The following is a 14,046-nucleotide window of genomic DNA, read 5'->3' on the forward strand; positions in this document are numbered from 1 at the left end:
GTTGTTTTAAGTTTTAGATTTAGAAAAATTACCAGCCCTCATCTCCCCAGCCAATACTGAAATCCCCTTCTGGATACTGCCATAACGGGCGGCATATTCCTGTACCCTAATCTTCTCCCGCTCCTCAGTGGTATAAGCTAAATACTCTTCCAGGCTGACTTCGGTACGGTACACTTTACTCATCTGTCCACCCAGCGAGATAAAAATCTCTTTATATTTCCCTCCAACTTCATTCGCTTTATTCATCGAGAGCACCAGCGCCTTTTCTTTATCGGTCAGCCCCAGCAATTCCTGTACCTGGTCAAACTTGTTCTGGTATTTACTCTGATCGAGCAGGATCTTACAATCCGCATTATTGATAATCGCCTGCTTGACAATGGGCGAGGAAATTACGTCTTCAATTTCCTGGGTCACCACAATCGGTTCCCCAAAAAATTTCCGCATGGTTTTAAACAGGTAGCGAATGTACTCTGCCATACCTTCTTTGGCTATCGCCTTCCAGCATTCTTCAATCAGCACTACCTTGCGGATCCCTTTGAGCTTTCTCATCTTGGAAATCACCATTTCCATAATGATCAGCGTGACCACCGGAAAAAGTATGGGATGATCTTTCACATTATCCAGCTCAAAGACAATAAATCGCTCGGTTAACATATCCAGGTTTTTAGCCGCATTAAGGAGGTAATCAAATTCTCCTCCCCGGTAATAAGGATTGAGCACATAAAGGAAATTTCCAATATCAAAATCCTTTTCCTTTACCTTACCATCGGATAGCACCTGCATATATTCCGACATTAAAAACTCGTAGAAGGAATTAAAACAGGGGAAAATATCCGGCCGAACCGATAAGTGCTCGTAATAAAGTTTCAGAGCATTGGATATCGCCACATATTCCGAGCGGCGATAAGGCTCATCGTCTTTCTTCCAAAGTGCCAAAAGCAAAGTTTTAATGCTCTCCTTCTTTTCGGTATCCATGACATCGCCCTGGGATAAAAAGAAAGGATTAAACTTAATCGGATCTTCCTCCGAATAGGTAAAATAATAGCCGCCTACCAGTTCACATAATCCTTTATAACTGTGCCCGATATCCACCAGAATACAGTGCGCCCCTTGCTCATAGTAAGAGCGCATCATGTGGTTCACCGCAAAAGATTTCCCCGATCCTGATGGACCGATCAGCAGCTTTGCCCTATTGGTAATCACTCCCTTTTCCCAAGGCTCATCAGAAATATCCACATGCACCGGCTTTCCCGTTAACCTGTCCCCTAAGCGGATCCCGAAAGGACTCAGCGAACTCTGATAACCAGTTTCCAGGTTAAAAAAACATGCAGCTTGCTCTAAAAAAGTATCAAAAGTGTCATTCATAGGGAAATCTGCCTCGTTTCCGGGCAGCCCTGCCCACCAGACCTGTGCCTGTCCATCGGTCTCCAGTTTGGCTACTGCATCCAGCCCCGCCATGGCCGAACTTACCAGATTCTTCAGGTCTAAAGCTTTAACCTTATCATCCGACCACACCAGCACATTAAAATGCGCTTTGACGGGAAGCCGCTGCGAGGCGACAGCCTCATTTAGAAAATCATTGGTCGCATCTCGCGACAAAGCATTTTCGCGGGAATAAGCCGAAAGCGACTGCAAACGAAGCTTCTTTGCCTCCAGTCTTTTTATCGTTTTCTGGCTATCACCAATAAATACATACTGATTATAAATATGGTTACACGATAACAGCGAACCCAAAGGACTTGCAAAGCCAATAGAAAACTTCGACCGGTCCGAACTGTATTTATCATAATTGATCCGCGGGCCACACAATCCCGGCAAATCCTCGGCATCAGAAAGCGTATACAGCTCGCAGCGCTTATCCCCAACCCTGATTTCATCCCGCAAATGAATATCCGAGACTACAGACATTTCATCCCTGCCCAAAAGAAAACAATAACGCTCCAACAGCCCTGGCTTATTCGCTGTTCCAGCCAGTTCATCATCAGTCAAGCGAACCAGCGATACAAAACCACTGTCCGATAAAATCCTCGAAAACTGCCCCGCATAATCTAGAAAGGCACCAAACACCGCAGGATCCAGGACCTGCGAAGGCACAATGCCCTTGCGCAAAATATTGCTGTATGCAGAACTAGAAAGCTTACGACCAGCCGGACGGCTTGTTAAAAACACATAACATTCATGATCCAAAAACGGCCGTTCATTGAAAAACCTTTCCGAAGCCCCTGACAGAAAACTATGTTCTAAACTAAAATCAGCCTTAAACTTACTTTCTAAAAACCAATCCTGTTTATGTAGCACCGTTCCCGAAGGCAAAACCCGGATCGCCTTTACCCAGGCCTTGTGATAACTATCATAATCCCTTTCCGAAAGCGTAAACAGTTCGGGAAGCGCCACCCGAAAAGCGATCGTCAGATCTCCTGCCATTGACTGTATACAATCATGCTGTACTTTATAAACCGGAAAAATATTTGCTGCTTCTACCATCACCCTTATTTTTTTAAAGAAATAAACATCCTTCTCGAGCGAAATACCAGATGAGAAGGCAAACTGCGTTTAGCCAAAAACTTCAAAAGTCCATGCTCCCCAAAACGGGCACTCATGCGGAACACCACCACAAAAAGCCCAGTCCCTAACACCACCACTAATGCCATCAGCAGAACCAGCGGAACACCCGAAACATAGCCAATCGCAAAAGCAATCAGCAAGAGCACCAATCCCCCGGCCAGATAAGCGATATACTGCGCCTTTAAGCCCTTAAACATGATCGGCCGGCCAACCCCTTTATTGATCTGATATACCGTTGCCATCGTTAAATCCCGAAAAATGATTTTAAAACCGTAGCCACAATCACCAAAAACACGCAAGAGCCAAACCAAGCCGAAGCCACCTTTGAGGTATCCGGCTCGCCCGCATTCCATTTGTTAAAGACTTTGACAGCGCCAATGATGCCCATAACTGCACCAATTGCATACATCAAATCACAACCGGTATCGAAATACCCCACCACCTTATTTGTTGCCTCCTGAATCCCGGCATTACCATCCTGGGCGAAAAGTGGTACAGCACATAAAAACTGATAGGTACAAAGCACATAGGCCAGCAACAAAAACTTAGCTATATATCGCGCGGCAGCGCTATTAAATTGATTTTTCATAAAAGAATTAGGATAAAAACGATGAATAAATGAACAGCACTGAAAGCAAAACCGGTTTAATACCAGAGATTCTCCAGCTCCTCTTTGCTGATGTGAAAGGAGGCATGATCAGCAATAAAGTCATTGATCACCCTAATCCGGGGATAAGAGGCCATGCCCGGATAAGTTTCCTTCACTACTTTCATCAGATTTACAAAATCACGTTTTGATCCATCTTCTTTGGCTAACACCATAAACACCGACTTAATTTCCTCCAATAAATCCGGTATCAGACCAAGCTGGTCCACCTTATCCGCATCTTTGTCCAAGTCCACAAAGCCAATCTGATCCACTCCTACTATACTCATTCCTTCGGGAAGACCAGCCTTACCCATCATATCATCACCAAGAGCATCCAACGAAATATCATCAGACAACCGATTACCACTTCCCTTATCTGCCAAACCCAAAGCACCACTCTCTCCACTAAGACCAGTTCCCGATCGCCCCCCATTCTTTTTCAAATAAAAAAACAGATATACCCCGCCGTACCAGAGCACTCCCACAAGCACCAGCCCGGTCAAAAATTGAGCAGTAGAAAAACCATGTAACATAAACCTTAAGCTTTATCTCCCGGCACCCCATTGTACCGGGATTTGATAAAGCAAAGTTCCATAAGAGCGAAAACTTCCTATCCAATATTGGATAGATTGGATTTTGCACATAGCTAATTGCGCATTAGAACGGCATTATTGCCGAATTTGCATTTAGCATCCACCACAGTAATAAATAGCCGGAACGGGTTTATAAAGGCCAATTAAGAATTAGAGCTTCTGACTCGGGTTGGAAGAGAGGGAGGGGCGGATCTGAAAACAGATAAAAACAGTTAAACTGTTTTGGAAATGGTAGGCCCCACTTCTTTTGGAGCAGGGCTTTTTCGTTCCTAAATGTTTATAAATTTTAGCTAAAAGTCCTCACACAAATTAGGATACATTATATCCATTTATTCCAATTAGGCTCGGCTGACTCTGAACAAAATCTTTGGTTGCCTCCAGGACCATTGTTTTGATAAAGTTATTTTCTATAAAAACACTGTTCAGCATAAGAAGTATCGATTCGTTTTGAGGCCCCACAGGTATATTTCTTAAAATGAATCTCACTGCCTGGGGTAAATCAGATTGTTTTAAGCTATCTAAATTGTTTTTCAAATAGTCTCCTAGTTTTTTTATTGTTTTTGATGAGATGTTTATATCAAAAAGCATTAACAGCATTCCATATCGGTCAATGTTTTCATCATCCGCCATATCTGAAAACGGAAGGCTAACCTCAGCAAGGTTATCGAATGAGTTTACATAGTAAATAATGGTTTGAAAAAGACATTTATATGAGGCAAGTTTCTCTGAAAGCAATTGTAATTGTATAACCTTAATACATTTATCTAAACAGATTCTCAGCAGCTGGGGTTCAACCTGTTTTCGGTCGTAAAAAACTATATATTCTAGTTCTGGCCGCTCATTTCTTCTGCGAATATTTAAAAAATCGATTATTTCTGCTACTGGCAACAAGAATAAAGTGTCCAATATCCTATAGGAGGAATAGTAAGGCTGGATATATTCTTCAGATTTATAAACACCCCTGTAAAACGACATGAATCCGTCATCCTCCCTTAATTCTTCAAACTGCGAAACACTCATTTTAAACACACTGTAGCTAACAAAGTTTCTGAAAAGCATAGCTATAGAATTCACATCTGCGTCTTTATATCGCTCGTAGAAATCCATTATATTATATCTTGCCCGTCCTTCATACGCAGTTTCAAACACGTATTTGTAGTTGAGTACAACGTTTTCAGAATTGTGGTTTTCAACTCCCGAAATAATATCAAAAATATCTTTTCTAGTATGATCAAAAAATACTTTTTCACAATCCTTCTCCTCCAGAATAGTTCTTCCGAGCGAATCAAAAGAGGACAGCGAAGATTTCAGATCATTTGAGTATGCTGGTTCTTGTAAATCGATTTCCTGAATCAAAAGGCGGTAATTCTCAAAAGATTGCTGATTGAGATAATTGCACAATAATATACTTAATTTACTACCCTTTGAACGGCTAAATGTGGTGATTCTATCTAATATAATATTTTCATCAGGGTAGTAACCTTTAATGTCGTATGAGTATCCGCCTACTATATCTATGTTAAGAATCCGCATACTACGCTGAAAGAACGATTGGCTTTCAATTTCTTCGTTTGTTAATAAAATCCCTATAAGCGCGTAAAGCTTTGCATAATTAGCCCTTGTATGATCACTGTGGTAGGTTGCGAATAATAAAAGCTCCCATACCTTCGCTATATTATCAACACTTGCAATCGCTAAAAAGGCACTTATAAACCCATAATTATCTTCATCGGAAAAAAAATCATAAAGAGTGTGCTGGGAGTAATTGAGAAAGTTGCTATCAAATAACTCTAAAATTGGTTTATCATACCGACCATTATCTGCAATCTGGATGATATATTCAATTTCAGTTTGTGGATCTTTTGGCATTAGAGAAATCAGTGTGGTGGTGTCTATTTTTCTCTCAAAGTAAAGAAGAGACATAATCAGCCAACAGGTTGAATTATTCGGATTTTCTTCTAATTTTTTTTCCAAGAATCCCAGCACCCACTTGTTGACGATATTTTCTGAAAGCATACTAAATTCTTCATGCTTATCAATTGATGCTAATGAAAAAAGTGGCTCTAAGAATTTGCAAAAGCGGTTTTCTAGCTTTGGAATGTTTCTAAAAATACCTTCATTAAGAATATCAAGGGCAAGCCAGGAACCCAGCTTAGTTATAGATGTTAAACTTTGGTCACCAGGATTTAACCCATCTCCATTTAACTCTCCGCAAAGAGCAAGAATATTATCGGTTAGATATTTCTTGTTTTCGGCGATATAACCGGTTATAAAAATTAAGGTATTGCTCCAATAGGCATTTTTTGAAATTTTGGCTATTCTTTCCAGAACCTCTTTATCGTCAATATTATCTACGTAGCCATTAGCTGCAAAGTATTCCTGCAGTGATCTTATAGCAAAACCAATCCGTTGGTCCTCCAGTTGGGAAATAAAAACCAGTCTATCAATAGCAGCGTTTTGAATGTCGCGTGTGTATAGTTCAATTTTTTGTTCATCTAATTCCTTGTCTATTAGGTAATGAGTTAGAATCTGATCAAATTGGGTAATGTCGATAGAGGCTGATGGGTTTGTACTTTTCTCCGAAATTGCCTGTAGGTATACGCCAAGCTTATAGTGAATTTCAGTCACGGAGGCGGAATCAGATTGTAGTATTTCAGATATCCCTCTCTGTTTTTCCCTATTTAGAATTGTAGTAAAATATTGTTTAAAAAGGTCATACTTATTCGTTGGTGGTTCGCCGCCGCTATTGACTAGTATCGCCATTATAGATGCCTGTAATGGGGATTTCATAATTCTTGAAACTTGTGAATCTGCCAGTGCACGTTCAAGTATTGCGAGCTTTGATTCTCTGACCAATATATTATCTATTGTATTTGCCAATAATCTTTCCAAGTAAATCTTGCAGTTATCTTCGGTAAGATCCTGGATATTGAGATGATTATATTTGGTAACATCAAATTCTTTGGAATAGCCTTGTGGCCTGGTAGTGGCTACAATGATGACATCAGCATCCATTTTCCTCAGGATCATTTCTGTGAAAAGATTTAATTCATGAAGTACCACTTCCCTATTACTCGAAACAGGAACTTCATCGAGTCCGTCAAAAATAAATAGACTTGACATATTTCTTAGAAGAATTTCAATTTCATAGCTATTGACATTCATTCCCGTTTTTTTGTTTATCAGCCGGGATAGATAGGTCTGAATGGAAATAGATTCTGTTTTGTCCCGTTTATGGGTTTCTGTTATCCATCCTGCATAATCCTTTAGAATTATTTTAAAGGGTAGTCTAGGCCACTCAGGAGTTCGGGAAATCAAAGAACTATAATCTTCTATAAAAGTCAATATGGGCTCAGAAGGATAGATGCTTTCATCCAAGTCACGCAGGAAATATGCCCTGTAAGTTTGGGCTAAGAATTGGCTTAAGGTAGATTTTCCCTGTCCTGGCCCAGCTTTTAGGACAAATTTATTTATCTCTTCATTTGATCTCCATTTTTGGATCGTATTTCCCAGCGCTACAATATGTTCAACAAACCTAAAATTGTGATAACGGTTCTTTTCAGATGAAACATCGAGGTCGATGAATACTTTTTCGAGGTTAACTTTTTCAGTTACAAGTTTCCCAGCCTGATCGAGTTTTGTCTGGATATCCTCCATAAACTCGGTTTCAAAAAACCTGCAAATTGCTCCATGAACATGTTTATGGCGTTCCTTATCATTATCCAAAAGTTCCAGCATTTTCGCAAGCACATCTCCAGGTAAGACAAATGGTGCATATGCAATGGCGAGATCCCTGTTCAGATCTAAAAAATCTTGGATATCATGGTTTGAAATAACATGAATATGTTTTATGCCGTATATAATTTCCAATGACCTACATAAGGCGCTGATTTTATCCTGTCCACCAGTTTTGGCAACAGAAGTCAGTATAATATTTGTAAAAAAAATCAGATTGTCCGGCAATGGAACAGATTGCTTCCTATTTACATATTTGTTTAAGTCCTTTTCCATCTCGGATTTCAGCCACTTGTGATCTTTCCCCTGGGCCTCAATTGTAATTGTCCGTGCCTTAGCCTGAATAACCCAATAGCCTGTCCAATTTTCTTTTTCTGATGGAAATGGCGAACTTCCCTGAAAAGTAGCTTCTCGCCCACCATCAGGTCCTTCGCCAAAAGATGTACAACCTGACCCTATATATTTTTTACAGATTGATTGAACCAAATGCTCAAAATCGTAGGATTGAAGTCTATTTAAATCGTATTTCATGAAGCGTTAATAGTTTAAAGTTCGTCGAAAATAAATAAAAGAAGACATACTGATTATGATAATTCCAAAATTTGTCTGATAACACAAAGGGATTTGATGATTTTTTACAATATAAAAGCGCTATTAAGTTTAGATATAAAGCAAAGTGATGCCATCCCTCGGATATCTTTAGCACAAAAATCAAAGAAGGGATAGTAATCAATCCGAAAGCAACACAAGAAAGATAGCGCCTTGAAAAATGAAATTAACTCAAAAACCTATCAGGTGTGCGCTTAACAGAAGTGCCTGGCATATATTATGCGAGGTCCTTGTGGCAGATTGGCCATTTTTATCCTTTACTTTTACAACAGCACATACAGATAATTTGCCGTGTCCATAAGACCATTCCTACGCAGGCTTTCAAGCAGCTGATATTCATCCATCGCAGGATTCTTTCTGTTAAGGACCAACTCCCGGAAAGCCTTGATCGCCTGCTTCTGGTTCAGATCAACGATGTCCGTGAGAGAATCATCGACACTTTTCGCCTTCATGCCGAAAGTGTCGACGTATTCTTCTGGAAAATCCTTCAGGTTATTGGTCACGATCACATTTGCATTCGTCTGATTACCGCTGCAAGCACATCCCGGTTATTCTCAACCGGTAGCCCGAGCTGCCCAATAAGCCCTTTATGATTCCCCACCAACATGAGGCAAATCTAATTACGTCAAAGAACAAGGCGGTAACTCAAAACTGATTACCTTAACTATCAGACAAACAGATATAAACAGCATACCATCGAAAAAAAGGAATTTTGATCCACCCTAAAAGTAAATTAAAACCCATTTCTACGGGCTGCCCGCCTGGGATCATACGCATCATCCTCATCCATTTTTTTCAAAACCGCTACCTTCATCATATCCAGAAACGCAGTCTTGCTCATCGTCTTTCTAGCCTTCAAATCATCAAAGCCCCTTTTGGGTACACGCAGGTTTACCCCAAAAAAATCACCCACCACTTTAAAAAGTTCTACAATCCCTATCTGCCCATCATTTACCTGTCCGGTCAAATGAATTCCATGCACCAATTCGATCAGGTGGATATCTCCGCCCGTCCATCTAATCTCATGCTGCAGCCCACCGGACGGATCTACTACCGTATGCGATACCGGCAACTTTCCAGAAAGGGTATGCAACAGTGCTAAAATTTCATTGCGCAAACGTTCATATGCGATAAACCAACTCACCATTTCCGACATCCGGGTTCCTAAAAAAGGATCATAACCCATCACCACTGGCTGTAGTACATTACCGGGATCCCCAAGGGTATAAAAAACCTCATCCAACATACCGCCATCCAAACGGAAATAATCATAATGCAAACGGTTCTGCTCGAAAAAATCAGCAATAGCCTTAAGCTTAATAAGGAAATAACGCTTTTTAGCCTTCATCCCCATATTTGGGACAGCCGATAAAAAGTTATAGTGCTCAGTATAATACACGAGTAAAGATTTAAATTGGGGATAGATAAATTTGTAATAATTAATTTCTGACAGGTTATCCACAAAGGGGTTTTCCAACACAAAATCAGACAAAGTATTTAAAGCATCGGCAATGGCGGCAGTCTGTGCCCTCACCAATAGATCAGGTTTACTTTCCTTTAAAACGAATGATTCCAGCAGCGGACAGAGCCCGTCCATCAAATTCTCACTAAACTTGTTGTACATAGGTTTGATATTTAGAGTAACTCCCACCCCGCCAGTTAACCGGCAACAACTCTCACAGGCAGGAAAAATTTACGAATCAAAAATCAACCGGACATCAGCCGTCCAACACACCAATATAATCCCCATCCCAAGTCTCCAGTTACCAGCGAAACCTATTACCTTGATCCTTATACTAAACCTTCAGATAAAGCGTTAACCAATTGTATCCATTCCGCAAGGACAATATTAGTCCGTTTAAAAATAATAATGGTTGATCTGTGACACAATCGATCAACATGCAGCATTTTAACAATTCCGAAGCCGACCTACTGGAAACACTAAGCTTCATTATGCCCCTTCCAACCCCAATGCAAAACCGGGTTAAAGAAGAAAGCCTTATCGAAACATTCGAACGCAAAAAAATTCTGTTATCACCAGGCGAAACCGCCCGCCGTATTTACTTTATCCGCAGCGGCTTCCTGCGTGCTTACTTCATCGATGAAGATGGCAAGGAATGTACCACCTGGTTTAGCACTAAAGGAGATCTAATGGCCTCCGCATCCAGCTTTTTCACCCAGCAACCCGCAAATGAGTACATCGAAGTCCTTCAAGACTGCACGCTTCAATCCCTAACATGGCTCGAGCTTAATGCCTATTATGCCGACTTCAAAGAAGGCAACCTACTAGGCAGAATCATCATCCAGAAATACTACATCCTCGGTGAAGAGCGCGCCATCTTATTACGTACACAAAGACCCGAACAGAGATACAATCTCCTACTTAAAAACCACCCTCAAATCGAACAGCAAACCACACAGCAAAACATCGCCTCTTATCTCGGCATCAGCCGCGAAACACTCAGCCGAATCCGTAGAAAAAAATTAGAAATGTGTCACCAGACACAAAAAGGGAAAAAATCATAATAACAAAACTCGATAAAAATTAACTTTGGAAACTCAATTATAGCAATGCGTAAATGAGTCTTATTGAAGGATTTCAGAAATTTAAGTGCATTTTAATTAATTGAAAAATGAAAATAAACAAAATCATTTCTATCAACAGCAGTCCATATTATCAAAAAACATATTCAAAAAACAAGGACAAGCAGCACTTTTAAATATGTAGAGAAAGATGTGTTATTAAGAAAAAAATCCAGATACACAAATATCTATCTTTAAATCCATTTTTTTTATGGGAACGGCAGAATACAAAACCAATCTATGATATACCTTTTATTTATCATTCGTACTGGTCACAGAGACTATGCTATTCTTTTATATTCTGATTTTAAAAAGACAAAAATTGATACTTTCAGATAACGGATTTAAAAGTTAAACAATAAAACAGTCGATTTTCACTAAATTCACCGGTTAAACACAGTTTTTACATCGAAAAAGATTTACTTCGAAAATTGGGTCTTGACAATGAGATTCGATAATAATTTCTAACTTTGGCGTTAAAAACACCATTGAGGTTTAATAAACAAGTCAATAGTTTTTTTCGGGGAGCCCTTTAAAAAAACAGGGATTATTTAAACATTAATTATAATAGTGACAAAACCATGCCTTTAAAAGCATTTATCAATAATAAATCCTAAATGAAATTTATCAGAATAGCTAATGTTGGCCCATTAAAAGAAATAGCGATCGACCTGAACAAGGTTAATGTATTTATGGGTCCCCAAGGTAGTGGAAAAAGTACCATAGCTAAGATAATCAGCTATTGCAGCTGGGTGGAGAAAAATGTATCGATAAATCAATCTCTTGATGACTATCAGAATGATCATGATTTCTTCGAAAAAAGACTAACCAGTTTTCACAAACTCAATGGATATTTTAATAAAAATAGTGAAATCCAGTATTCCAGTGATGCTTTAGACATTGATTACCGGCACAGAAAATTCAGTATTAAGTGGAAAGACAGGTACGCATACAAACGCAAAAAGATTTCCTACATACCATCAGAGCGAAATTTGGTTATTTTGCCAGAAATTGAAAAAGTAGAACTTCCGCATAATAATCTCAGAAGTTTCCTTTTTGATTGGTTGGATTCCCGCAAGGCTTTTAACGTAGACAATAATCTTGAAGTTTTGGACTTAGATTACTCTTACTATTTTAACGACATTCACAAGGAAAACCATGTGATTAGCAAGAATCGGACGAACGATATTCACTTAAGTGACGCGTCTAGTGGTTTGCAATCATTGATTCCAATGTTGACCACCATTGAATATAACACATCATTGATTTATAATGGGGAATCAACCTCTTTTGAGCTCGACGAAATCAGGCGGGATACTTCCAGAAAGCTTCTTTATGAGTTTATAATAGGTAAGATTTATCCAGATAAATATCATACAGAGTCCTTGACAAAAGAAGAAATTGACCATATCAATTCCTTAATTTCACATGCAACTGGTGAATTGCAAAAAAGCATAGATCAATATCACAGAATTATGGACAACTTATTTAGGACCTCTGGGTCTGATCTGATTATTGAAGAGCCTGAACAAAATGTATTTCCAGCCACACAGAAAACCTTTGTCTACAGTCTACTGGAAAAGATAATCAATAGTCCACATGAACATAGCTTGACTTTGACTACTCATAGCCCTTACATTCTATATGCGATAAATAGCTGTATAATGTATTCTTTGGTTAAACCTAAATTGAGCGAGGCAGAACACAAAACTTTGATTTGTACTCATTCAGAACTCTCACCTAAAATTATATCAATCTACGAGTTGGTTGATGGCAAAATCAATCATATCCAAGGAAAAGACGGTCTTATTGAAGCCAATTACTTCGATACGATAATGAATGGTTTAATGGAAGATTTCTATGCAATGTTAAACCACTATGATTAAGCTGGCCGTAAGCACTCAATTTCCACATCAATATGTTGGCTACGTTACTACAACCGATTCATTTTACATAGCCGATTATACCGACCAAACAAAAACCTCAACAGTTAAGCGCGGGGTTGAATTTCATTTAGGAACAGCCCCAGCAGACAATGTATTTTTTACTCTTACAAACAACATTGGACTAGAAATTGGTGGTATACCTTTTGATAATTCTAGCTTTATATGCGGTGGTAATCCTAGATCCCAATGTGAATGTGTCGTTTTCCCACATGATTCAACAACAGACTCATGGGTACTTTTCTCTGAATTGAAGTATTGTCAAAACAATACAACAAAAAACAGTAAACAAATTAAAAAGGCAATACGTCAATTATATCGAACAAGGCATTATTATGTTCAGCATGGAATAATTACCAAACAAAACACTAGTTATCTAATCGTTTCACTTCCTTTACAAAACGTGCCTTTCAAAGGTTTTACGCCTACTCCTGCACAACTCGTAAAACTGAAACGTGACAGAAACATTATTCTTGCATTCAGAAACAATTCTTCGGTCATAGATCAAAAATTATTAAGTGTCGTTTAATTGATTCTTATTTAAAAAGCTATCCATAATGACTGGTTCAGGTTGCATTTATTATCATTTTACGCAGATCTGAAACGGATCTTTACCTTTTCTATCTGTCAGGTTATAAACTTTTAAAGTCAAAATAATCAGAAATCTAACAAATCTTTTGGATGCACAGATAGCCCCTTTGCAAGATCAATAATAGAAAGCAAGGTTGGATTAATTTTACCATCCACATATCGTTTAATATCACTATGCTCAATATTACAATTTGCCGCAATCTTTCGATATGATAATTTTTTATTTTTTTTAATTTTTCCTACAGTCTCCCCAAACCTCTTCAAGGTATTCGCAGCTACATCATTCATATACAAAAAAGCTTTCAGGAAAGTTCCGTGAAAAAAGGATTTTTTTTGTTGTGCTTTAACACAACAATTGGTATATTTGATTTATAATTAAGGCATTAAAAGAGTCTCGCTTGCTAAATTTCGACAAATGCAAATGAACGGGACAATAGATAATGCCTATAGTGATATTTTGCGTATTTTCGTGCGCACTATAGCGCTATGGGCTCTATTGTAAATCCGTTTCATGGGCCGTCGAAAGCCTAGCAAGGCGGTATATAGAGCCCAGCTATAGTGCTTTACCTACCAACAGACTCGTATCAACCATACGAGCATGAAAAGAAAAAACAACCCGGTAACCCAATCTAAGCTATTCCCACTGGCTAATGGCACTGCCGTGTTTTTTCCTTTCCATACACAGAAACCCCAATCCTCCTACCCGTTTGACAGGCTTTTCGCCATCAAACCCAAAAACCCTATCTAGCTTTGGCATAGCCCTGTCCCTCAAATCAAA

At 39.0% G+C, this 14,046-nt stretch carries 12 protein-coding genes; 4 read left to right on the forward strand and 8 right to left on the reverse strand.

Going from position 1 to position 14,046, the window contains the following annotated elements; translation table 11 throughout:
* Window positions 1-6 precede the first annotated feature (6 nt).
* The 7 genes from DRW42_RS13600 to DRW42_RS13630 form a co-directional block, all read right to left on the reverse strand.
* Window positions 7-2,484 (reverse strand): TraG family conjugative transposon ATPase, encoded by a 2,478-nt coding sequence (locus DRW42_RS13600; RefSeq protein ID WP_113949361.1) that lies wholly within the window; start codon window positions 2,482-2,484, stop codon window positions 7-9.
* Window positions 2,485-2,489: 5 nt separating this feature from the next.
* On the reverse strand, window positions 2,490-2,807 hold the full coding sequence (locus DRW42_RS13605; RefSeq protein ID WP_113949362.1) for a DUF4133 domain-containing protein: 318 nt from the start codon (window positions 2,805-2,807) through the stop codon (window positions 2,490-2,492).
* A gap of 2 nt (window positions 2,808-2,809) precedes the next feature.
* A complete protein-coding gene (locus tag DRW42_RS13610) occupies window positions 2,810-3,154 on the reverse strand; it encodes a DUF4134 domain-containing protein (RefSeq protein WP_113949363.1) in 345 nt (114 codons plus the stop codon).
* Between the two features lie 56 nt (window positions 3,155-3,210).
* Window positions 3,211-3,747 carry a hypothetical protein gene (locus tag DRW42_RS13615; protein WP_113949364.1) on the reverse strand — a complete coding sequence of 179 codons (537 nt, stop codon included), beginning with the start codon at window positions 3,745-3,747 and terminating at the stop codon, window positions 3,211-3,213.
* Window positions 3,748-4,116: 369 nt separating this feature from the next.
* Complete coding sequence (locus DRW42_RS13620) at window positions 4,117-8,073, reverse strand: NACHT domain-containing protein (protein ID WP_113949365.1); 3,957 nt, start codon at window positions 8,071-8,073, stop codon at window positions 4,117-4,119.
* A 341-nt stretch (window positions 8,074-8,414) separates the two neighbouring features.
* Complete coding sequence (locus DRW42_RS13625) at window positions 8,415-8,654, reverse strand: VapC50 family PIN domain-containing toxin (RefSeq protein ID WP_208643561.1); 240 nt, start codon at window positions 8,652-8,654, stop codon at window positions 8,415-8,417.
* A 230-nt stretch (window positions 8,655-8,884) separates the two neighbouring features.
* Entirely contained in the window at window positions 8,885-9,775 is an 891-nt protein-coding gene (locus DRW42_RS13630; RefSeq protein ID WP_113949366.1) for an RteC domain-containing protein, read from the reverse strand.
* A 275-nt stretch (window positions 9,776-10,050) separates the two neighbouring features.
* Between DRW42_RS13630 and DRW42_RS13635 the strand changes: the two genes are divergently transcribed.
* From DRW42_RS13635 to DRW42_RS13645, 3 genes are all read left to right on the forward strand, one after another.
* A complete protein-coding gene (locus DRW42_RS13635; protein ID WP_113949367.1) occupies window positions 10,051-10,677 on the forward strand; it encodes a Crp/Fnr family transcriptional regulator in 627 nt (208 codons plus the stop codon).
* Window positions 10,678-11,351: 674 nt separating this feature from the next.
* Window positions 11,352-12,620 carry an AAA family ATPase gene (locus DRW42_RS13640; RefSeq protein ID WP_113949368.1) on the forward strand — a complete coding sequence of 423 codons (1,269 nt, stop codon included), beginning with the start codon at window positions 11,352-11,354 and terminating at the stop codon, window positions 12,618-12,620.
* Entirely contained in the window at window positions 12,613-13,206 is a 594-nt protein-coding gene (locus tag DRW42_RS13645; RefSeq protein WP_208643562.1) for a hypothetical protein, read from the forward strand. Before DRW42_RS13640 ends, DRW42_RS13645 begins: the two co-directional genes overlap by 8 nt.
* A 128-nt stretch (window positions 13,207-13,334) precedes the next feature.
* On the opposite strand, the gene DRW42_RS13650 is transcribed toward DRW42_RS13645, so the two are convergent.
* Window positions 13,335-13,556 carry a helix-turn-helix domain-containing protein gene (locus tag DRW42_RS13650; RefSeq protein ID WP_113949369.1) on the reverse strand — a complete coding sequence of 74 codons (222 nt, stop codon included), beginning with the start codon at window positions 13,554-13,556 and terminating at the stop codon, window positions 13,335-13,337.
* A gap of 310 nt (window positions 13,557-13,866) precedes the next feature.
* On the opposite strand from DRW42_RS13650, the gene DRW42_RS28790 reads away from it, so the two are divergent.
* Complete coding sequence (locus DRW42_RS28790; protein ID WP_158544345.1) at window positions 13,867-14,016, forward strand: hypothetical protein; 150 nt, start codon at window positions 13,867-13,869, stop codon at window positions 14,014-14,016.
* The last annotated feature ends 30 nt before the right edge of the window (window positions 14,017-14,046 follow it).

The sequence above is a fragment of the Pedobacter miscanthi genome, from assembly GCF_003315595.1.
GTDB lineage: Bacteria > Bacteroidota > Bacteroidia > Sphingobacteriales > Sphingobacteriaceae > Pedobacter > Pedobacter miscanthi.